The organism is Salegentibacter sediminis (genome assembly GCF_002078605.1).
Lineage (GTDB): Bacteria > Bacteroidota > Bacteroidia > Flavobacteriales > Flavobacteriaceae > Salegentibacter > Salegentibacter sediminis.
The window spans coordinates 17,155-38,023 of record NZ_MSJR01000009.1; the positions used below are offsets into that span (position 1 = coordinate 17,155).

At 37.0% G+C, this 20,869-nt stretch carries 17 protein-coding genes; 7 read left to right on the forward strand and 10 right to left on the reverse strand.

Annotated features, from left to right (window positions below):
• Positions 1-91: 91 nt before the first annotated feature.
• Together bshC and BUW93_RS12495 are read left to right on the forward strand one after the other, a co-directional pair.
• Positions 92-1,702, forward strand: coding sequence for a bacillithiol biosynthesis cysteine-adding enzyme BshC (bshC, locus tag BUW93_RS12490; RefSeq protein ID WP_081212067.1), 1,611 nt, complete (start codon positions 92-94; stop codon positions 1,700-1,702).
• A 4-nt stretch (positions 1,703-1,706) separates the two neighbouring features.
• Entirely contained in the window at positions 1,707-3,071 is a 1,365-nt protein-coding gene (locus BUW93_RS12495; RefSeq protein ID WP_081212157.1) for a pyridoxal phosphate-dependent decarboxylase family protein, read from the forward strand.
• Between the two features lie 38 nt (positions 3,072-3,109).
• On the opposite strand, the gene BUW93_RS12500 is transcribed toward BUW93_RS12495, so the two are convergent.
• From BUW93_RS12500 to BUW93_RS12525, 5 genes are all read right to left on the reverse strand, one after another.
• Positions 3,110-3,835, reverse strand: a complete 726-nt coding sequence (locus tag BUW93_RS12500; protein ID WP_081212068.1) for an SIMPL domain-containing protein — start codon at positions 3,833-3,835, stop codon at positions 3,110-3,112.
• A gap of 951 nt (positions 3,836-4,786) precedes the next feature.
• A complete protein-coding gene (locus BUW93_RS12510; protein ID WP_081212070.1) occupies positions 4,787-5,548 on the reverse strand; it encodes a helix-turn-helix transcriptional regulator in 762 nt (253 codons plus the stop codon).
• A 238-nt stretch (positions 5,549-5,786) separates the two neighbouring features.
• Positions 5,787-6,392 (reverse strand): site-specific integrase, encoded by a 606-nt coding sequence (locus BUW93_RS12515; RefSeq protein WP_081212071.1) that lies wholly within the window; start codon positions 6,390-6,392, stop codon positions 5,787-5,789.
• Positions 6,393-6,814: 422 nt separating this feature from the next.
• Positions 6,815-7,468, reverse strand: coding sequence for a hypothetical protein (locus BUW93_RS12520; protein ID WP_081212072.1), 654 nt, complete (start codon positions 7,466-7,468; stop codon positions 6,815-6,817).
• A gap of 140 nt (positions 7,469-7,608) precedes the next feature.
• A complete protein-coding gene (locus tag BUW93_RS12525; RefSeq protein ID WP_081212073.1) occupies positions 7,609-8,211 on the reverse strand; it encodes a hypothetical protein in 603 nt (200 codons plus the stop codon).
• A gap of 900 nt (positions 8,212-9,111) precedes the next feature.
• On the opposite strand from BUW93_RS12525, the gene BUW93_RS12530 reads away from it, so the two are divergent.
• Entirely contained in the window at positions 9,112-9,864 is a 753-nt protein-coding gene (locus BUW93_RS12530) for a helix-turn-helix domain-containing protein (protein WP_081212074.1), read from the forward strand.
• A gap of 84 nt (positions 9,865-9,948) precedes the next feature.
• On the opposite strand, the gene BUW93_RS12535 is transcribed toward BUW93_RS12530, so the two are convergent.
• The 4 genes from BUW93_RS12535 to BUW93_RS12555 all read right to left on the reverse strand — a co-directional run bounded on the left by BUW93_RS12535 (position 9,949) and on the right by BUW93_RS12555 (position 15,290).
• Positions 9,949-12,231 (reverse strand): coiled-coil domain-containing protein, encoded by a 2,283-nt coding sequence (locus BUW93_RS12535; protein WP_081212075.1) that lies wholly within the window; start codon positions 12,229-12,231, stop codon positions 9,949-9,951.
• Between the two features lie 569 nt (positions 12,232-12,800).
• Complete coding sequence (locus BUW93_RS12545; protein ID WP_081212077.1) at positions 12,801-13,175, reverse strand: hypothetical protein; 375 nt, start codon at positions 13,173-13,175, stop codon at positions 12,801-12,803.
• Between the two features lie 71 nt (positions 13,176-13,246).
• A complete protein-coding gene (locus BUW93_RS12550) occupies positions 13,247-13,675 on the reverse strand; it encodes a hypothetical protein (protein ID WP_081212078.1) in 429 nt (142 codons plus the stop codon).
• Positions 13,676-13,784: 109 nt separating this feature from the next.
• Positions 13,785-15,290 carry a tyrosine-type recombinase/integrase gene (locus BUW93_RS12555; protein ID WP_198537015.1) on the reverse strand — a complete coding sequence of 502 codons (1,506 nt, stop codon included), beginning with the start codon at positions 15,288-15,290 and terminating at the stop codon, positions 13,785-13,787.
• Positions 15,291-15,432: 142 nt separating this feature from the next.
• On the opposite strand from BUW93_RS12555, the gene guaA reads away from it, so the two are divergent.
• The 4 genes from guaA to BUW93_RS12575 are packed head-to-tail and all read left to right on the forward strand — an operon-like array spanning position 15,433 to position 19,909.
• The gene (gene guaA / locus BUW93_RS12560; RefSeq protein WP_081212080.1) at positions 15,433-16,965 is read left to right on the forward strand and encodes a glutamine-hydrolyzing GMP synthase; all 1,533 of its coding nucleotides are present in this window, start codon (positions 15,433-15,435) and stop codon (positions 16,963-16,965) included.
• A 27-nt stretch (positions 16,966-16,992) separates the two neighbouring features.
• Entirely contained in the window at positions 16,993-18,963 is a 1,971-nt protein-coding gene (locus BUW93_RS12565) for an amino acid ABC transporter substrate-binding protein (RefSeq protein WP_081212158.1), read from the forward strand.
• On the forward strand, positions 18,963-19,367 hold the full coding sequence (locus tag BUW93_RS12570) for an OsmC family protein (protein ID WP_081212081.1): 405 nt from the start codon (positions 18,963-18,965) through the stop codon (positions 19,365-19,367). Before BUW93_RS12565 ends, BUW93_RS12570 begins: the two co-directional genes overlap by 1 nt.
• The gene (locus BUW93_RS12575) at positions 19,367-19,909 is read left to right on the forward strand and encodes a DUF922 domain-containing protein (protein ID WP_081212082.1); all 543 of its coding nucleotides are present in this window, start codon (positions 19,367-19,369) and stop codon (positions 19,907-19,909) included. The genes BUW93_RS12570 and BUW93_RS12575 overlap by 1 nt, the downstream gene beginning before the upstream one ends.
• On the opposite strand, the gene BUW93_RS12580 is transcribed toward BUW93_RS12575, so the two are convergent.
• Entirely contained in the window at positions 19,906-20,850 is a 945-nt protein-coding gene (locus tag BUW93_RS12580) for an NAD(P)H-dependent flavin oxidoreductase (protein ID WP_081212083.1), read from the reverse strand. The genes BUW93_RS12575 and BUW93_RS12580 overlap by 4 nt on opposite strands.
• Positions 20,851-20,869 lie beyond the last annotated feature (19 nt).

The window sequence follows — 20,869 nt, forward strand, 5'->3', positions numbered from 1 at the left end:
GTAGTAAAGATATTGTTGGGAGCCAAATTAACTAAAAAACTGGCAAAAAAATATCTAATCTGGGTATCTTTACGCCATCAAAGAATTGCTAATGCCAACCGAGTGTATCCCTTATAAAGAAACAAACTATTTTTCTGAACTAATTTTAGACTACCTGGCTCAAAAGGAGGAGCTTAAGCCATTTTACAACCGCTTTCCTGAAATTGAGAATTTTAAGGCCCAAATCGAAGAAAAAGCAGTGTTTCCTATGGAGAACCGGGAGATCCTGGTGCATAGTCTGAAAAAACAATACGCCGAAACAGCAGTTTCCAGCGCTACTGCCAAAAACATCGATAGTCTTTCTCAAAAAACCACTTTTACCGTGGTTACGGGACACCAGCTTAATCTCTTTACCGGACCTCTTTATTTTCTTTACAAGATCGTTTCCACGATTAATCTCACTAAAATTTTAAAGGAAAAATATCCCGAATATAATTTTGTACCGGTTTACTGGATGGCCACCGAAGATCACGATTTTGAAGAGATCAACTTTTTTAATCTCCATGGGAAAAAATTCAAGTGGGTGAATGCTGAGGAAAGAGCCGGGCGGGATGCGGTAGGCTATCTTTCTACAAATGGCCTCGAAGAGGTATATAAGCTCTTTTCAGCAGAGATTGGCGGAGGAAAAAACGCCGAAGAGCTCAAGGAATGGTTTAAAAAAGCCTATCTGGAGCACGATAATCTTTCAGCTGCTACCAGATTTCTCGCTAACGAGCTTTTTAAAGAGCAGGGGCTGGTAATCATTGACGGACAAGGCCAGGAATTAAAAGAACTTTTCATTCCATTTGCCCGGAGAGAGCTTACCGATCAACTTGCATATAAAACTACGCTTTCCAAAGCAGAAGCCCTGAGTGAGCTTGGCTATAACGTACAGGTGAACCCCAGGGAGATCAACCTGTTTTATTTGGACAATGAATTTCGGGAACGCATAATAGAAAGGGAAGGCCGCTATTTTGTTCATGATACCGAAATTGAATGGAGCAGGGAAGAGATCCTGAAGGAACTAAAGCAACATCCTGAACGCTTTAGCCCAAATGTGATGCTGCGGCCGCTTTATCAGGAAGTGATCCTGCCCAACCTTTGTTACATTGGCGGAGGGGGAGAACTGGCTTACTGGCTGGAGCTCAAGGATTATTTTGAAGCTGAAAAAGTGACTTTCCCGGTTTTATTGCTGCGGAATTCGGCCTTGATTCAGAATGAAAAAATCAATGAAAAACGGGAGAAGCTAAATATTTCAATAAAGGAGCTCTTTTTAAAACCCCACGAGCTCATCAACAGAAAAGTAAGACAGATATCTAATATCGATATAGATTTTTCACCACAAAAAGAGCATTTGGTGCAGCAATTTCAGCATTTATATGAGCTTGCCGGGCAAACTGACAAATCCTTTTTAGGAGCGGTGAAAGCCCAGGAGGTAAAACAGTTAAAAGGACTTGAAAACCTGGAAAAACGACTCCTTAAGGCTCAGAAACGAAAACTGGAAGATCATGTACATCGCATAGCCGAATTGCAGAACACTTTGTTTCCCAACCAAAGCCTGCAGGAAAGACAAACCAATTTTGCGCAACTCTATGTTGAATATGGTGAAGATCTGATCTCAAGCTTATTAAAAGAATTAAACCCACTGGAAGCAGAATTTAAAATATTGACTTTTGGAAAATAATAGAATGCATACCATAGATATGGATCTGGTAGAAATGACCCTGGATGTCATGAAGTATACCATAGACCGTATCTCTAATGTGACCCCCGAAATGGGAGCGCCTAAAAAAGAAGAAGATTTATTCCGGATTGTCGGGGAAACGATCACTCCTGAAGGGATTGGTGGCGAGACCGCCTTTCAGTTATTCCGGGATGTGCTGGTGAAGGCCACGGTGCCTATAGACCATCCACGACATCTGGCCTTTGTGCCTGCTGCTCCTACAAGGGCGGCTATCATGTTCGATTTAGTGACTTCGGCATCCAGTATTCATGGAGCTTACTGGATGGAAGGAGCCGGCGGAATTTACTGTGAAAACCAGGCCATGAAATGGTTGGTTTCCCTAACCGGCCTTCCCCAGGATTCCTTCGGGGTCTTTACCAGTGGAGGTACAGCGGCTAACCTATCTGCCCTGGTTACTGCCCGGGAGGAATGGCGTGCCAGAGATGCTGAAAATGAAAATCTTAAAGCTTTGATTATCACCTCTGGTGGGGCCCATAGTTCGATTAAAGCTATGGCAAAAGTAATGGATGCTGAGGTGGTACTTGCCGATTGTGGGGATGAACACCTTACCGGAGCGGAACTGCAGGAAGCTGTTAATAATCTTAGTAAGCAAGACCGAAAACGACTCTTTGCGGTGGTAGCCACCGGAGGAACAACCAATGCCGGAATTATAGATGAGCTGGATACCATTGCCGATGTTTGTGAAAAAGAAAGAATATGGCTGCACGTAGACTGCGCTTATGGTGGGGGAGCCCTGGCTGCCCTATCGGTTAGGGATTTGTTTAAAGGAATAGAACGATCTGATAGTATCACCATAGATCCTCATAAATGGCTTTTTTCCCCATACGATTGTGGGGCGGTGATCTATAAGGATATGGAATTGGCAAAAAATGCCCATTCCCAAAAAGGGGCCTATCTTGAGATCTTTAAAGATGAAGGCGCCCGTGGTTTTAATCCGGCCGATTACCAGATCCAACTCACCAGACGAGTTAGGGGAATGCCCCTTTGGTTTTCCCTGGCTATGCACGGAACCAATAAATACCGCCAGGCGATAGAACGCGGAATAGAACTTGCCAAGATTGCCGAAAAGAAAGTAAAGGAAGATGAGCATTTTGAACTGGTAAGGCCTTCGAGTCTTTCGGTGGTGTTATTCAAAAGAAAAGGCTGGACTCCCGAAATGTACCGGGATTGGACCTATAAAAATCACAGGGAAGGCTTTGCCCTGGTAACTCCTACCATCTGGAACGGGGAAACCGTGGTGCGTTTCTGCTTTATAAACCCCGATACCACAGAAAAAGATATCGATATGATCCTGGATACTTTGAAATAAAAAAAGGGCTCATAGTTTTTTAAAAGGCTGTGAGCTCCTTATTCTATCTCATAATCTAAGCGCATAGTAATCGATGCGGTTTTTCTTTTATCGGCGGTATTGTAAACGCCACTCCAGCTGAAATCTTCTCCACTGTTTTGGCCGGTGATTTGGAACACCCCCATATTGGCATTTTTTAGTTCGCCTAAACTTCCGCCGCTGTTTTGGGCGATTCTTTCAGCTCTTAACCGGGCATCTTCAGTAGCCTTGGAGATCATTTCCAGTTTAAGATCGGCGATTTTGGTATAATAGTACCTTGGTGGTGTGGAGTTGAATTGTACGCCCTTGTTTAGTAACTCGGTGATCTCACGGGAAACTTCTTCCACCATTTCCACTTCTGTAGCTTCTATCTTTACGTTTTGTGTAAGCAGATAGCCCTGGAAAATACTCCCCACATAATTTCCGTTTTGATATTGATTTTCCCGCTGTTCTGAGGTCTGAACCGAGGTGAAGATAATATTCTCCTCTTTTATCCCTTTATCTATCAGGTAATCTTTTACGGTCTCTTTATCGCTGTTAAGGTCATTGTAGGCCTGTTCCAGGTTTGGGTTCATCCGGCTAAAACTGCCTTCCCAAACGATAAGATCTGAGGTGAAATTCTCGCTTCCGGAGCCCGTTACCGAGATAACCCCATCAGGATTGGCCCGGCTCACGTAAGATTCACCTAAAAACCAGGCTGCAACTACAATTGCGATGGCGAAAATAATAGCACTTATATATTTCATTTCTAATAATAAGTTGTTAAGAATAAAGATAGAAAATAAAGTCGCTGGTTATTTTATTTTTGCCTCAAATTATTACTTTTGCCTATGCTAAAAAATAAAGCTTTTAAATCCCTATAAATAGGAGGTTTTACCTTTATTAATTGGTTATTGTACAACATATGTATAACAATATTTTAGTTTTTTTACTTATTCTAAGATTAAAACGACTCTAAAAAGAGTTTCCTGAGGTGAAAAAAGAAAGGAATTTGATTTTAAAGCATACTCATAGCAGCCTTTAGAGTAATAAAATAGGTTAATTTTTAAACTACTGATAATCAAGCACTTGGTTAATTGGTCGAAAAAAAGCACTTTCCCCTATAATAGTATATTAAGACCGTTCTGCCGCTTTTTAGAAATAACTCTTTTCAACCTAAAAAACCATCCTGTAAGGAGATAGGCAATACCTTTTCTTTATATAGGTGTGGAATCTGGTTATTTGTGTTTCTTATTCCTTGTTGCGAAAATTCATTTTCTCCTTGAATTGGTTTAGGGGTACTTTTCGCATAAAAACTATCAAACACATTAGAGTTCAGTCTTTTTAAATTAAAACAAGAAAGGTAGAGCAATTCTAATAGTACATTAGAACCCCTTAGTATAAAGTAAATGGCTTTAAGTTGGTATAAAGTCCTAAATTGAGTTTAGGGTTTCCTAAAGTACTATTAAGTCAGTTATTAAACATTGAGTATAGGTTCTGATTTTAGTAGTATAGGTATTAGCCCATTTACATCATACCGTTTAACCTGAATATAGTGGGTTAATCTACTGAGGTAAGAGGGTTAACTACTGTCCTGAGATGCTCTGTAAGAGACTTTCTTAGTGATGAGGTGTAAGTTGTCATTAGGCATAAGAAAAACCCCCTACAACGTGTGTAAGGGGTTGAATTATCTTTATATAAAAATAGGCAGAACGGTCTTATATAGTAAGAGCTAATTTTTCTTTAGCATCCTTCCAGTAAGTTCTTACCGTTCTTTCACTTACACCTAATTTCTTAGCTACATTCTTCTGAGTTGGCTTTTCTTCAGAATCCCAATTAACTATAGTGAAGTGAATTTCCTCTATTCTATTATTGCTTTTCTCTTTTCCTTGAACCTTATTAGCTAAGTCTCTTTTTTCTTGCTCAGTTAGTTCATAGTCAGGATTAAAAATAACCTTAGACTGTTTTTTAATGTTTCCTTTATAGGGTTTACTCATTATTTGTCCTGCTGCTTTTTTTATCCTTTCTATATTCTCTTCAGTAAATTTTATATTCCCTTCAATAAGGCTTTCATTATTACCTAATTTCTTTACGTGTTGAATGAGGTTTTTAGTCTTAGGAATTTGACAGAATTCTACGAAAATATGATATAAACAATTATATAACTGTTCCTGAGTTAAATGAGGGTTGCATAACATTATTTTATAGCCTATTATTTTCAATTTAGTACCCATTTTAAAGAAAGGTAGGTCATATAGTAAATGGTCGAATCTGATATATTCAGCATCTTTCAGAAATATAGCAGCATCACCATTAAATAGGTGGTAGTTCTCTTCTTGCAGTAGCTTAGTATTATCTAACTGCATGTTATGTGGAAAGGGTTTAAGAGTGTTTCTCTTTTTCGGTTTAAGTTGGTATTCAGTCTGGAAATTACAACCTTCGAAAGGTTCAATAATTAGTGTTTTTTCTTCTTTTTTCATCTTTTTTAATTAATAATTTCTTCGAGATTCTGAGGTTTTACCCTCTCGATAGGCTCTCTTAGGCTCTATCTAATTCTGAATTGACTTCTACATAATTTTCTATTTTATCTTATTTATAATTTCATTCTTTAAAAGTAGTAATGCCCTTTTTAGGGCATCATTACTCAATAATTTAATATGTTACTTGCTTCTATGGTTTACAACCTTTCAGAGTTTCACATCCTAAAGGATGCTTACTCTAATCGTAATGCCTTGCAAGTCTCTCTAAGGCTTCTGACTGGTCTAACTTAAGGTAGTGCTCAGTCTGCTTCATTCTATCATGTCCTAATAGAAATTGAACCTCTCTAAGGTCTTTAGTCTTACTATATAAGTTAGCTCCTGCTGTACGTCTTAATGAGTGTGCTCCTGCTGTCTTAACCTTCTTACCTAACTCTCCTTGGTCATTAGCAAGGTTTAACCTCTTGTGAGTCCATTGCCTTGTATAAACCTTGTTAGTCTTATAATTAAAGAAAATAAGGTCATTAACAGTACCATGAGCTAACATACAGTAGTTATAGTAGGTCTCTATTAGCCTGTGAGTATTAGAAGAGAGTATTTTAGTCTCTAATCTTTTTTTCTTAGCTACATAGCCTGTAATGAAAGGCTTTCCATATTCATTATCTGTATTAATGTCTGAATGCTTCAGCTTTAATAAGTCAGATACTCTAAACCCTGTATCAATTCCTATAAGGATTAGTAGAGCTTCTACCTTCTTATCCTGCTCATAGGAATTCCCTTTTTCATGGAATAGGTCTATAGCATATTGTTTAGCCTGAGTGTAATTAAAAGCTGTGGTAGTATTCATAATGTTTGATTGTTTGATTGATTAATATTCTATTCAGTTGTTGTGCTATACCATAAATGACTAATTAGTCATTTACTCAGAGTCACATTCTAAAGAATGCTTACTCTTTTCTTTTAATGAGTTGGTAAGTGCTCTTACATCCTGAATTAATTCTTCTATTTCTTCTATTTCTGTATTCATGTTTTCTCTCTTTTTAAGTTTCTTCTTATTAATGGTAAGTAGTGGGAGGTAGCTGAAGGATAAAGAAGAGTAAACCCAAACCTCCCAAACTTACACAAATATACAATTAATCTGTTTACCTTACAACTAAATAAACTATCATTAAGTAAACACTTATAACACTCTTCTTTATAAATTATTGGTTTACAGTTACTTAGTTATTTTATAGTGTTTACATAATATGGTATTATGTCTACACTTTCTTATTCTTGTTCTTTCTGCTTAGGTATTATAGCTTCTAACATTGCCTGTGTATGTTTAGGGTGGTTAATCTTATGTAAGAAAGGTATAGAAGGGTTAGGAATTAAATTATGTCCTTTATCCTGTGTATAGTAACCATCTAATTTTAATACTCTGAATGCTTCAGCTATTCTTATTGAGGTCTGAGCATCTGTATTTAAAATACCTTCTGCTTGTGCTCTCTCTACTAACTTAATAAGCTCCTGAGCTATTTCTAATGCAGTACTCTGGAAAGGGTTCGAAGTATATGTAGTGTGCTTCTCTTGTATAGCTACTGTATCTAATTTGAATTGCCCTTGTTCTAACTTGTAAGGGTATTTCTTCCATTCCTTAGACTTAGTTCTAAATTCAAGTGATATACTTTTCATATCTACTCCTAAAGCATCATTATTAAATTCATCTGAAGCATTAGGGAACTGATAAAAATCTTTAATCCATTCTTTTAAAAATACTTCTGCATTATCTTTCATCTGTACCTTTTCTTCTGGTGTGAAAGGGGTTTTTACTTCTGTCTCTACTCTTGAGATAAAAGAGTTTAAAATTTCCTCTTGTTTAGCTCCTTGAGCATTGTCTCCATTTATAGAGAATTGGTCTACGTGTAATACATCTTTTTTCATTTTTCTTCTTTTTTTAGTTATTTACTTTTTAATAAAAGGGAATTTTTCTGTAGGTATGTAGGCAGCTTAAACCTCCCTAAAGACTTGATATTCTGTGGAATACACCCCCTTTTTGATTTATTTACTTTTTAATTATTTGCTTAAACTTTAAATTTTCTGTTTTCAATTATTCCTGAAAAAATTCCTTTATAACTAATGTCTTTTAGAGGGAATTCATAGGATTCTAAGTGAGGTTGGTAGTAGTTCTCTAATCTATCTTTCTTTATTAATCCCTGTAGGATGTAAGAGAAAGCTTCTATATTGATTCTTATAAGCCTTAGGGAGCTATCTAATCTTTCATTAATTTGTATGTAGTAAATAGGCTTTAGGTTGTTGGTGTGGTTCTGAGTCCACTTGTGAACCTCTGAGAAAGGGTCTGAGATATGCCTGTTTAAAGTGAAGGAGTTATAATCTGAGCTTCTAAACCTGAGAGATACACCATATACAGAACCCTCTATAAGAGCTGTAGCATCTAAGCCAGTTAGTTTATCTAACATCCCTCTTGTAATTAGTTCTATATCCTGAGCCTGTAGAGTTTCTAAAAGGATAGGTTTATACTGAAGGAATTTCTCCTGCTCAATTTTAAAACCTTCTTTATACTCTAAGTTATTATGTCCTCTATTATTCATCTCTCTTCTTGTTTCTACTACTATATGTCTGTTTTTCGCTGAATTGGGTAAAATGTTTGCTTCAGGAATAGACATTTAGTAAATACCTTGTTTACTTATGCAAATATACGAATAGTTAAAGTATTGTTAAAATAGATAAACTATTCTTTAGTATTGAAATAATTTCGTATGAGAAAAAGGCTCTACCTTTCTTTTATTGGGCAGGGAAATAGTACTAATCCCTGTACAGAAGAGGAGTCGAACAAGAGAAGACTTAAATACTGCTCCCTAAGAGCTTGTATCTAATGGAGGGTGTAAGTAGAGGTAGAGTAGTATTAAAACTGTGAGAGAGTGTGTGAGCTGTGTAGGATGCTGTTAAAACCTTCTAAAGGGAGTTCCTAAAGGATGTGAGACTCTGAGTAAAATGCCTTAGGTCATTTTATGGTGTACCTCTAATCTTTATAGAGTTGTACTTATTTAGGATGTAGAATGTGAGTAGTATTATCATGAGTGTAATTTTCTACATAGATAATCCTTTCTGAGGGGAATATAAAAAATGTAAAATACTGTATAGTAGTTAATTGAGAGTTTATCTGAAGGAATAAGGGTAAAATATACATTTATTATTGAGTGGTTGTGAACTGTGGGAATAGTTGGAGAGTTGGTGTTAGGGGGGTTAAAATGTAGAATTGCCCCAATCCACGACCTTTATTTTCTTTTATAAGAAGGTAAGTCCTTTATTTACAAGGGTTTAAAAGATTATTAGATTATGTAAATAGTTGAGGGTTAGTGTTTTACTTGGATACTAATTAGAACCTCTAAGACCTGGTATTGAACCTATAGGATACTTATTATGAACCTGTATGTACCTATACCTTTCTTTATACTCTATATAGGGATATTCTCTTTAGGTTAGTAGAAGTTCTTGCGGAATTTAATACTATTAATAAAATTCGTATTTTTTACCAGTCATAATTAATTTAAAATTGATATCAATTGAAAAACCTAAAAGAGTTAGCAGAACTACGGAAAATTAAAGGTATAACTTGGAATGATTTAGCTAATGGTTTACCTGTGACAGGTGAAGGTTTAAGAATTGCGTTTAACAGGGGAAAAGTACAGAAGGAATACCTCCCAATTATTGAAGAGAATCTAAGTTTGAAAAATGAATACACTCTAAATAATCACGAAATATTGACTGCACAAGAAATTAAAGAAAAAAGGGAAGCCTTAGGACTGTCTCAAGAAGAATTGGCAAGATTAATTGGTGTTGGTAAAAACACTATTTATAATTACGAATCAGGTAAAAAAATACCTAAGGGTAAATATCCCATCCTACAGAAAGTTTTAAATAATAAGGTTGATACAAATATTGAGGAAATTAAACAGGAAATTAATAAGAGAGGCTTAACTGCCTATAAGATAAGTAAACATGTTCCTTTAACAGAGGCAGGTATACAACGGATTATTAATGGAGATTCTAAGCCAAGGGAAAGCACCTTACTTCTTTTAAATAATTATTTGTTTGGAGATAATTTCGAAGAAAAGGAAACTCCTTCAGAAGAGGTAAGGCATGAGAAAGAAGTATTAGAAGAAATAGAATCTTTATTACGTGAATTAAAAAAAGGTCAGGTTAAAACCCATATTGATAATCAAGAAATTTATAGTCTTATTCAGAAGCTTACTCTAAAGGTAGGTGAGATGCAAATTCAGTTAAATCAAATGCAGGAAAAGGAGAATGTAGATTAAGAAACTACATCTAAACAAGAAACCCCCACCAACTTAATGATGAGGGTTCTCCAGAAAACAATTAATAAAAAAAATAGAAATAGTTTAAAATTTGGCTTTAGCTTTTATTTGCTGTACTCTTTCAGAGGTTTTACTTATCTCTGATACACTTACTACAGGTGAAGGAACTTGAGAGAATGCATTTCCTACTCTTTCTCCTATCTTAGCTGCAAGTATATCATAATCTATAATACTTGAAGGTCTTGCATTCCCTATAGGATTACCTCCCTCAGCCATATTAATAGCACTTAATACACCTCCATATTTCATAGTGCTTTTCTTGTTTATTACTGCTTCGTTTCCTTCTAATTCATAATCTCCGAAAATCATACCTCCATTAGCATGGGAATTTCCTTGTAATAAACCTCCTTTAGCGAATTTCTTTTTAGTGTCTTTACTTGTAAGGCTTCCAAGTGTAGTACCTAATGCTGAAAGAGCAGCACTACCTAATATAGATGCTGTAGCCTTAGCAGCACTTGCACCTATAATAGTATTCTGAGTTTGAGCAGCTAACATAGCAGGTACATTAGCAGGAAAGGGTATAGCAGCAGCATTAGCTAAATTGGATGCCTGAGCAGCCTTAGTAGTTATATTTACTTTAGCAGCCTGTATAGCAGCATCTATAGCAATACCTGCAATCTGAGCAGCTAAGGAATCTCCTAAGATACCTTTAAGCATTCCATTAAGTTGGTAAGCTATATTAGCAGTTTCTTCTGCATTCTGCATTCTTATAGAAAGCTCTTCTCTCATGGTCTCACTAAATTTCTTTAGCATTTCCTCTTGAAAGTTTTCCTGAATACTACCTAAAATCTCATTTCTTTTCTCCTGAGCTAATCTTAGTAATTCAGTCTTTTCCTCTTCCTTAAGCTGCATGTTTTCAATATCCCTTACATGAGCTTCATAATCTTGTTCTGCTTGTATCTCTGCTCTTATAATTTCGTCTTCAGCTTTCATTAGTGCAAGTTCCTGCTCTAATGCTCTTTTCTCAGCTTCAAACTCCTTAATTCTTTCTAATTTCTTTCTCTGCTCTTCCTCTTCATTAACTACTTCATCTTTAGTAGCCTGAATCTTTTCTACTACAGCTTCTTTCTTATACTGTACTCTCTTAGCTTCACCTTCTCTTACAATAGCATTAAGCTTATTCTGTTGAGTGGTTACGGCTTCATTTTCAGCAGCTATAGCATCATTAATATCTGCAAGTTTAGTAGCAAGTTCTGCTCTGTCTGCATCTGAGGTATCATTAGCCTGTTGTTGTAATGCTATTAAATCAGCTTCTAAGTTTAATCTGTCTGTAGCATTCTTAGATATTTCTTTCTGAATTTCTATAGTTCTTCTTGCAGCAGCTTCTCTCTCAGATAAACTTTTAGTCTGGTCTTCAGCTAATCTATTCTGCTCTTTATATTCCTGTCTTAACTTACCTTGTTGAGTAATAAAATCAGCTTCAGATTTACTAAGATTTTCTTTTATTCTCTGAATTTCTTTACCTCTTGCTATAGCATCTCCCATATCAGTTTTTATAGTAGTACCGATACTTTTAATACCATCTAAAAAGCCCTGCCAATCTCCTGTAAAGAGTTTAGCGAATGAAAGCCCTAATTCCTGTACTTGACCTTTTAAAGTCTGTACAACCTGCTTAAGAGGTGTAAGTACTCTGTTTACAGCATTAATACCATCCTGAGTCTGAGTAAGGTAAGTTACAAGAGAACCTAAAGCTATTACTAATAAACCTACTCCTGTAGATGCAAGAGCTATTCTAAATAATTTTAGTGCTCCTGTAGATTTACCCACAACCATTGCAGAAACTTTCTGTACTGCATTCATTGCCTGAGTACCTTTAGTGTAAGTTTCTTGAGCACCTGTAGCCTCTAATATGGAATCCTTGTAGTTTCCTACATTCATTTTCTGCTTTATGTGAGAATCTTGGTTCTCTTTCATAAAGTCAGTATTCTGGTCTATTTTCTTATTGATATTATCAAGAGCTGCTCTACCTTGTTCTGTTGAGATATTAACCTCTTTTCGTGCTTTCCTAAGAGCCTTATTATTAGCTTCAGCATCTCCAAGGGTTTTAACCTCCTTTTTAAGTTCATTAGTTAGGTTCTTAGTAGCTCCTGTAACCTCTTGTAAGGTCTTTTCTTGTGCTCTATAAGTACTATTAGCTGTTTTTAAATCCGCTGCATTCTGAATGAACTGAGTACTATTTTCCTCTCCTGAGTCTTTAAGTTCTTTCTGAGCTTTCTTAAGGTCATTAATTTGAGCCTTAGTAGCTTTCATAGACTGTAGAAGACTGTCTGTGTTTATTTTTAATTCTGCAATTTTAACCGTTTCCATTTAATTTTTTCTATTTCTATTTCCTTCTACATAGATACAACTAATTTCTTAGTTGAAAAAATAGATAAACTATTATTTAACCCTAAAAACCAAGGGGTTAGGGGTTGTTTAAGAGGGGTGTTTAGGGTAAATTCATAGTAAATTATTCAATACTCTGGAGGTCACATTTTTTAAAGTGTAGACATATTAACAATTTCATAATTAACAACTATTGTAAGTATCTGAATAACAATTAATTAATGGGTTTGTTTGATATTTTGGTGTTAATAAATTGCCTCAACTTTATTTATATAGCATATACATAACCGTTATATTTGTTTAAATAATTAACGTGTAGTTTTAAGGGGCATAACTACTTAACTGACAAATTTTTACGATGGAATTTATTGAGTTAGCAGTATTATCTATTGCGGTTGAAACAATTAGGGCAGGAGGTAGGATTTTTCAACATGAAATAAGAGACTACTTAAAAAACTTCAGATTTAAACGGTGGCACTATGCTGTTTTTTATGTAGTAGGTATTTATATAGCTCTCTTGACAGTAGTATTATTAATATTTGGTTAGTAGATTAGGTTTCTAATTGTTCAAGAATTAAGAGCTTATTTTCAATATCTTTTTCAGGGTCTATAGATAAGCTTACATATTCCTCATAAAGATTCCCCTTACTTACCTTAGAGAGAAGTCTATTAATAAACTTTTTCTGAGTTATACCTCCTACCTTACCTGAGTAGTGTAGAAGAAAGGTCATATTTTTTAGGGCTTCATCATATCTTTTCTCCCTTGCTAAAATATCTGCCATCTGGCGATACATCATGTACCACAAGGAATGACCTTCAGTAAGAAGTTTTAGCATATTCTCATTAGCTTTTTTCCAAGCTAAATTATATTCCTTTCTCTTCTTTAGAGTGGTTACTTCATTAGTATAGTCTTCGAAATTGTTCAAATTAATTTATGTGAAACCTTAATATAGTAGAGAATAAAATAAGAGGTAAACGAGTATGAATATAATTTTTATTAATTAGCCTTTTCTAAATAGATTGTTATAGCACCTCCATGTACATAGCCTTCTTCTACATCTAAAACCATTTCTCCAGAGTTGATACTTTCAATTTCTGCCCTCATTCTAACTGTACCTGAATAAGCACCCTCATGTTCAAGTTCTAAAATATCTCCTGTAATAAGATATTCTCCTTCAGCATCTCCATTACCGCAATACTGTCTAACTACCTCTCCATTATTATAAAAGTTTAAAGAATGGGGAGCTTCATCACATTCATATTCCCGTTCTGTACCATCATCCCAAACCATTTGAGTGAATTCCCATTTTCCTATAATTAATTCCTTATTAGCGTTTCTATTTTCTTCCTCAGTAGAGTCATCCTCTGAGCAACTTATAAATAGAAAAATAAAACATAGTAAATAAAGGGGGGTAAATTTTTTCATAATTAATGATTTTTAGTAAAAATATTTAAGAGATTAAGATACTAATCTTTTAGGAATGGATAAACTAACTTAAGTAAAAGCTCTTACAGTATGTAGTAAGCTCTAATTCTTATAATGAAGGTATTTTTTGATTCAATCCTAAAGAATCCTTAGTAGCTAATGTTCTTCTATAAAGTTCTGTAGTGCCTATAGAGTTATGACCTAAAGCCATAGATATATAGTGAGTATTTACATTAGATTCTAATAAAAGTTGAGTAAAGGTATGTCTACTACTGTGAGTACTAATAGGAGTCTTTATATCTAACTTTTTACCCATTCTTTTAATCTGTTGGTTATATTTACTTCTCTCATTATTTATCTTTTCATAGTCCTTCTCATTAATAAGCTCTACCTTTAAATTAACAGTAGGTTGATTCTTTTTCTCATCCCATAAAAAAGGAAATACAAGCTCATCAGGATATTTTAGGTGTGCTTCTTGAATTTTCTCTTTATAAAGGTCAAGTAGTCGCTCATTAGTTCTTTTTAATATTATTTCGTGTTCCTTAATTGCACTTTTTAAAATTATATAATCCTTTTCTTTAGCTATTAATTCATACATATCTTCAAATTGACCTGCTGCTATTGCTTTATATATTTCTAAAGGAGAATCTCTTAGCTTTTCTTCTTCTTCTAAATCATAATATTTCACTTTTATTGACTCCTCAAACATCTCTTTCTTTTTATACAACTCCTTAAGCTTCTTAGTCATATCAGGAAAGTATCTACTTAGAGGTAAGTCAAGGTATTCTAACCCATTGTGAAACAGGTTAGCAATCATTCTTTTATTAGTCTTGAAGGTTTTATAATCTAAAATTATATTTCCATCCTCTACATAAAGATTATCCCAAGTGAGAGTAAGTACATCTGAAACCCTTAAACCTCCTCCATATAATTGAAACATAAACATATCTCTATACAGGTTATGTTTCTTTTTTTTCCAATTCTTTTCACTAAAAATCTTAAGCTCTTCTTTAGTGAGTGCTTTATTCCTTACAGGACTTCTTTTAAACTTTATTCTGTGGAAAGGATTATAATTATCTGGTAGCTTTATCTCTTCATCTTCTTTAGCATAATTTACAAATAGTTGTAGAGTCTGTAAGTACTGATTAGCTGAATTACTTTTAATTCCATCTTTCAGCATAAACATATTAAAGGATTCCAGTAGGTGAGGAGTGAGTTGTGCGAAGGTCAGGTCTAATTTATCTATACTTTCTAAATACTTCTGAAATTTCTTCTTAGCTGAGGTTCTTATATTGACTGTACCTTGGTTAGGTGTATTCTCTATTACTTTTTCTATGTATGGTAGTATCTGGTGCTTTTTAGAAAGTTTCTCTCTTACATACTCTTTTTCTCCTACACCTCTTATAGAATTTAATTCCCTTTTTATAGTCTCATTAATTTCTTTATAGTTTGGTTCTAATGAAGTCACTCCATCACCTGACTTTCTGAAATTTTTAGTATTTATTTTAAAACCTAATGATTTAAAAGTACTTTTGCGGTTAATTATAGTCCTTATAAAAAGATAGGATTTAGAAGGTTCTTTAGGAACTTTCCTCAGGATTAATTTTACACTCATGATGTTTGATTTATAGTAGAATTCAAATGTACAACAAGGAGTGTTTTTGTACAACAATATGTGTAAAACTATAGGAATGTTGTATAAAAAATATTTATAAACCATTAATAATAAAGGCGTTATGTCAATATAATTTTAGCCTATGCAACAAAACGTACTTATTTTAGACTTCGGTTCGCAGTATACGCAGCTTATTGCAAGGCGCGTAAGAGAACTAAATATTTACTGCGAAATTCATCCCTACAACAAAATTCCAAAAGATCTTTCGGACTTTAAAGCGGTTATCCTTTCGGGTAGTCCCTTTTCTGTAAGGGCAGAAAACGCTCCGCACCCGGACCTTTCGCAAATTCGTGGAAAGAAACCAATGCTGGCAGTTTGCTATGGAGCTCAGTATCTGGCCCAGTTTCACGGTGGAAAAGTGGAAGCTTCTGAAACACGGGAATATGGCCGAGCCAATCTTTCGGTGATCAAAGATGCGGAACTTTTGTTCGAAAACATAATGGAAAATTCACAGGTTTGGATGAGCCATAGTGATACTATAAAGGAATTACCCACTAATAGTGTGCGTCTCGCCAGTACAACCGATGTGCTAAACGCCGCATACAGAATTGAAGGGGAAGAGACTTTTGCGATTCAGTTTCATCCGGAAGTATATCATTCCACCGATGGGAAACAACTCCTGGAAAACTTTCTTGTGAAAATTGCCGGAGTAGCGCAAACCTGGACCCCGGGAAAATTTGTAGATCTCACGGTTTCAGAATTAAAGGAAAAAATAGGAGACGAAAAGGTGGTGCTTGGCCTAAGTGGCGGAGTAGATTCCAGCGTGGCTGCGGTGCTTCTGCATAAAGCTATCGGGAAAAACCTCTACTGTATCTTCGTAAATAACGGACTTCTTCGTAAGAACGAATTTGAAAGTGTACTGGACCAGTATAAAGATATGGGGCTTAATGTAAAAGGAGTAGATGCTTCGGCACGGTTTCTGAAAGCTCTTGAAGGTATTAGCGAGCCCGAAGCCAAGCGAAAAGCTATCGGTAATACTTTTATCGAAGTATTTGATGATGAGGCACACGAAATTAAAGACGTGACCTATCTTGCTCAGGGCACTATTTACCCCGATGTGATTGAATCGGTTTCGGTAAGTGGAGGACCTTCAGCAACAATTAAGTCGCATCATAATGTAGGTGGTTTGCCAGATTTTATGAAACTTAAGATCGTGGAACCTTTGAAGATGCTCTTTAAGGATGAAGTTAGAAGAGTGGGTGCTGAAATGGGCATAGACAAAGAATTACTCGGAAGACATCCTTTTCCCGGCCCTGGCCTGGCGATAAGAATCCTGGGAGATATTACCGCCGAGAAGGTGCGTATTCTTCAGGAAGTAGATCATATTTTTATCCAGGGATTAAGGGACTGGATGCTTTATGATAAGGTTTGGCAGGCAGGAGCGATCCTGTTACCGGTTAGTTCGGTAGGGGTTATGGGAGATGAAAGAACCTATGAGAAAGTAGTGGCCTTGAGAGCCGTAGAATCTACCGATGGTATGACTGCCGATTGGGTGAACCTGCCCTATGAGTTTTTGCAAAAAACCTCTAATACCATAATAAATCGGGTTAAGGGCGTTAATAGAGTAGTATATGATATAAGTTCTAAACCCCCGGCAACTATTGAGTGGGAGTAGACTTTTAATCTGATTAAAATAATGGATATGAGATACCTTTTTATTTTGTTCTTTGCTTTTCAGTTTTGTACGGCTTCTGTTTTTGCGCAGGAGTATAAATATCATTCTGTAAAGCCCGGAGAGACTGTTTATAGCATAGCGAAATCCTATAATATTAGTGAAGAAGCCATATATAAATATAATCCGGATGCCAGGAATGGGATAGGGGTGTCTTCAAAGCTGGTTATTCCAATAAGCGAGGCGAAAGCTCCTGTAGAAGCAAGTGAAGATTTTAGGTTTAAAACCCATAAGGTAGCAAGAAGAGAAACCCTGTATAGCCTTTCTAAGGAATATGAGGTGAGCATAGAGGACATCAAACGCTATAATCCCCATTTATATTCGGCCGAATTGCGAAACGGGGAAGAGGTGAGAATCCCGGTTGGTGGAAGCGAACCAGCTCCTGCCACCCCCGAAAGAAGGAGCAATGCCGATATAAAAAATCAAATTACCGAAACACGTGAACACGTGGTGCTTCCTAAAGAAACCAAGTATGGAATCGCCCGTAAATACGGCTTAACCGTTAAGGAGCTGGAAGCTCTTAATCCTAAAGTAGAGGTTTTGCAACCGGGAATTATGCTTAGGGTAGGCACGAAGGTGCTGGATCAACCGGTAATTCTCACCGATAATAATTTTGAATTTTACGAAGTTCAGCCAAAAGAAACCCTTTATAGTCTGTCAAGGCGATTTGAGGTGGAGCAGGATTCCCTTATAGCCTTGAACCCTGCCTTGGAAGATGGGCTTAAGACGGGAATGGTTTTAAAAGTTCCAAATAAAGGACAGGGCTTTGGCAATCTCTCTACCTCTGAAACCGAAGAATTAAACGATCCGGATCGGGTTGAAATGGAGGCTTTGGCCTCTGAAAAACTCGACTTGAAAAAGTTGATTCGTAATTATGAGACCAAAGAAATCGCGCTTATGCTCCCTTTTAACCTGCATAAGATTGAGTCAGATTCTATAGCGCATTTTAAAAATGCCATTCAGAATGAAAGAATTATGCGACTTTCCCTTGATTTTTATGGGGGCGCTATAATGGCTATTGAAGAGGCAAAGGAACTGGGGATTTCAACCAGGGTCAAAACCTATGATACCCGCCAGAATGCCGGAGAGGTAGTGAATATCATCAACACCAATAATTTTGATAATGTAGATGCGGTTATTGGACCATTTTTGCAAAGCACCACCGAGGCTGCGGCTGCCAGATTGGAATCCAGAGGAATTCCGGTGATAAGTCCCTTGTCCAACAGGGCTATGAGACCATTTGATAATTTGTTCCAGTCCAGACCTACCGATACTATGCTTCAGGATGCCATGTTGGAATACCTGAAAGAACATGCCGGAAACAGAAATATTGTAATTATTGCTGATGGGCAGGCCTACCAAATTAAAGAACGATTGAGAAATATTTTTCCGGCAGCGCGGGTAATAACCCCTTCAAATGGAAATATCACTGCATCGAATTTAGATGAATCCCTGGTAGAAGGCCGTGAAAACTGGGTGATACTCGAATCTTCCAGTGTGGGGGTTATAAGCAGTGCAACTTCAGCTTTAAATCGTCTGGCCAGAGATCGTGATATAATCCTGTTAACCACCGATAAGAATAGTACCTACGATAATTTTAATGTATCCAACGATCACCTGGCCCGGTTAAAACTGCATTATCCTTCGGTAGACAGGGAATACAACCGGGAGGTTTCCAAAGAATTTCTTGAAGAATATGAAGAGAAATATGGGGTAGAACCTAATCAATATGCTGTTAGAGGCTATGATTTGACCCTGGATATTCTTCTTAGACTGGCATCGGCTAAAAATTTATACGAATCCTTTGAGAATCATAGAGGTTATACCGAATACAACGAAAATAAGTTCTTTTATACCAAAGAAGACAGAGGCGGGTATCACAACCAGGCGGTTTATATTATGAGGCTGAATGAAGATCTAACTCTAAGCACAGTAGAATAATGACATCAAAAGTTGTATATAAAGGGAAGCTTAGAACTGAAGCCGAACATTTACAAAGCGGGTCCAGGATGATTACTGATGCCCCAACAGATAACCACGGGAAAGGAGAAGCTTTTTCTCCCACCGATACTGTGGCTACTGCTCTTGCCACCTGTATGATCACTATGATGGGGATTAAAGCAGAAGAGATGGGGCTTGACCTGGAAGGAACCCAGGGCGAAGTCACAAAAACCATGGCTGCAAACCCGCGACGCATTTCTAAGATAGAGGTGAAGCTTGATTTCCCTGTAGTTTATTCTGAAAAACAGACCAAAATCCTGGAACATACCGCGAGAACCTGCCCGGTCTTGCAAAGTTTGCATCCTGAAATCGAAAAGCTCATCACTTTTAATTATCCCTCGTAATGAGGCAGTTTTTCTTCATTCTAGTTCTGCTTTTTTCTGCTGAAATTTCTTTTTCTCAGGAACAGGAAAAAATTGAATGGGTGGAAGGAGAAAAACTAACCTGGGCCGATTTTAAAGGCACTCCAAAGCAAGGGGTCGCTTATGAGGCCAATACCAATTCAGGGATTTCTTTTTCCTGGAGTTACAGCACCGAAAGTGGAAAGCCCGTTTTAGAATATGCGGTCGTTACGAATTTCTTTCCCCTGCTTTCCTGGGTAAAAGAGGCTGAAGAAGATGAATATCTGCTGGGCCACGAGCAGCTGCATTTTGATATTTCTGAACTGCACGCCCGCAAATTGCGTAAAGCCATTGATGAATATGAACCTGATAGAAATATTAGGCGTGATCTGAATACCTTATATGAAAAGATTGAAAAAGATCGGGTAGCGATGCAGAATTTGTTTGATGCAGAAACCAAACACAGCACCAATAAAGAGGCTGAAGCCGGCTGGAGAAAATTCGTAAAAGAAGTATTAAGTAAACTAAGCGCCTACCGCGATTAAAGCTGCGCTATTTCTGCTTTAGCCGTTTCAAACTCCTCTATCATTTCCTTAACTATCTCAGCTGCTGGTTTTATCTGGTGAATAAGTCCCGCTATTTGACCTATTTCCAGTTCCCCTTCTTCCAGGTCTCCTTCAAACATTCCTCTTTTTGCCCTGGCTCTGCCCAGCAACCCGATGAGATCTTCTTTAGAAGGTGAACGGCGGTACATTCTTTCTATATCCTGATAGAATTTGTTTTTAAGCAGTCTTACCGGTGCGAGTTCCTTAAGGGTTAAGATAGTGTCACCTTCACCGGCTTTCACCACCATCTCTTTAAAATTTGGGTGAGAAGAAGCTTCGTGGGAAGCCACAAAACGACTCCCAACCTGGACGGCATCAGCACCCAGAACCATCGCCGCCAGCATTCCCCGGCCCGTACCGATTCCCCCCGCGGCGATAAGCGGAATTTTTATTTTTTCCTTCACCATAGGAATTAGGGTGAAGGTGGTGGTTTCATCGCGGCCGTTATGTCCACCGGCTTCAAAGCCTTCAGCGACTACAGCATCAACCCCGGCCTCCTCCGATTTCAGGGCGAATTTTACGCTGCTCACTACATGTACCACCTTTATACCTTTCTCCTGTAAATGTTTTGTCCAAACTTTAGGGTTCCCTGCAGAGGTAAAGACGATCTTCACACCTTCTTCCACGATGATCTCCATAAGCTTTTCGATATCGGGGTAGAGCATAGGCACGTTCACCGCAAAAGGCTTATCGGTAGCTTTTTTACACTTCTGGATGTGTTCTCTTAAAATATCGGGATACATAGAACCCGAGCCTATGATGCCAAGGCCGCCGGCATTGCTTACCGCGCTGGCAAGACGCCACCCGCTGGCCCAGATCATTCCGGCCTGAATAAGTGGATATTTTATATTGAAAAGGGAGGTGATTCTGTTTTTAGACATTGCGTAATTTTTCCCGAAT

What these genes read in the sequence shown, in the direction of transcription:
- BUW93_RS12555 (WP_198537015.1), bottom strand. Translation starts at nt 15,290, where the DNA reads ATGAGTGTAAAATTAATCCTGAGGAAAGTTCCTAAAGAACCTTCTAAA.
- BUW93_RS12515 (WP_081212071.1), bottom strand. Translation starts at nt 6,392, where the DNA reads ATGAATACTACCACAGCTTTTAATTACACTCAGGCTAAACAATATGCT.
- bshC (WP_081212067.1), top strand. Translation starts at nt 92, where the DNA reads ATGCCAACCGAGTGTATCCCTTATAAAGAAACAAACTATTTTTCTGAA.
- BUW93_RS12500 (WP_081212068.1), bottom strand. Translation starts at nt 3,835, where the DNA reads ATGAAATATATAAGTGCTATTATTTTCGCCATCGCAATTGTAGTTGCA.
- BUW93_RS12495 (WP_081212157.1), top strand. Translation starts at nt 1,707, where the DNA reads ATGCATACCATAGATATGGATCTGGTAGAAATGACCCTGGATGTCATG.
- BUW93_RS12535 (WP_081212075.1), bottom strand. Translation starts at nt 12,231, where the DNA reads ATGGAAACGGTTAAAATTGCAGAATTAAAAATAAACACAGACAGTCTT.
- BUW93_RS12520 (WP_081212072.1), bottom strand. Translation starts at nt 7,468, where the DNA reads ATGAAAAAAGATGTATTACACGTAGACCAATTCTCTATAAATGGAGAC.
- BUW93_RS12580 (WP_081212083.1), bottom strand. Translation starts at nt 20,850, where the DNA reads ATGTCTAAAAACAGAATCACCTCCCTTTTCAATATAAAATATCCACTT.
- BUW93_RS12510 (WP_081212070.1), bottom strand. Translation starts at nt 5,548, where the DNA reads ATGAAAAAAGAAGAAAAAACACTAATTATTGAACCTTTCGAAGGTTGT.
- BUW93_RS12565 (WP_081212158.1), top strand. Translation starts at nt 16,993, where the DNA reads ATGAGATACCTTTTTATTTTGTTCTTTGCTTTTCAGTTTTGTACGGCT.
- guaA (WP_081212080.1), top strand. Translation starts at nt 15,433, where the DNA reads ATGCAACAAAACGTACTTATTTTAGACTTCGGTTCGCAGTATACGCAG.
- BUW93_RS12575 (WP_081212082.1), top strand. Translation starts at nt 19,367, where the DNA reads ATGAGGCAGTTTTTCTTCATTCTAGTTCTGCTTTTTTCTGCTGAAATT.
- BUW93_RS12570 (WP_081212081.1), top strand. Translation starts at nt 18,963, where the DNA reads ATGACATCAAAAGTTGTATATAAAGGGAAGCTTAGAACTGAAGCCGAA.
- BUW93_RS12550 (WP_081212078.1), bottom strand. Translation starts at nt 13,675, where the DNA reads ATGAAAAAATTTACCCCCCTTTATTTACTATGTTTTATTTTTCTATTT.
- BUW93_RS12525 (WP_081212073.1), bottom strand. Translation starts at nt 8,211, where the DNA reads ATGTCTATTCCTGAAGCAAACATTTTACCCAATTCAGCGAAAAACAGA.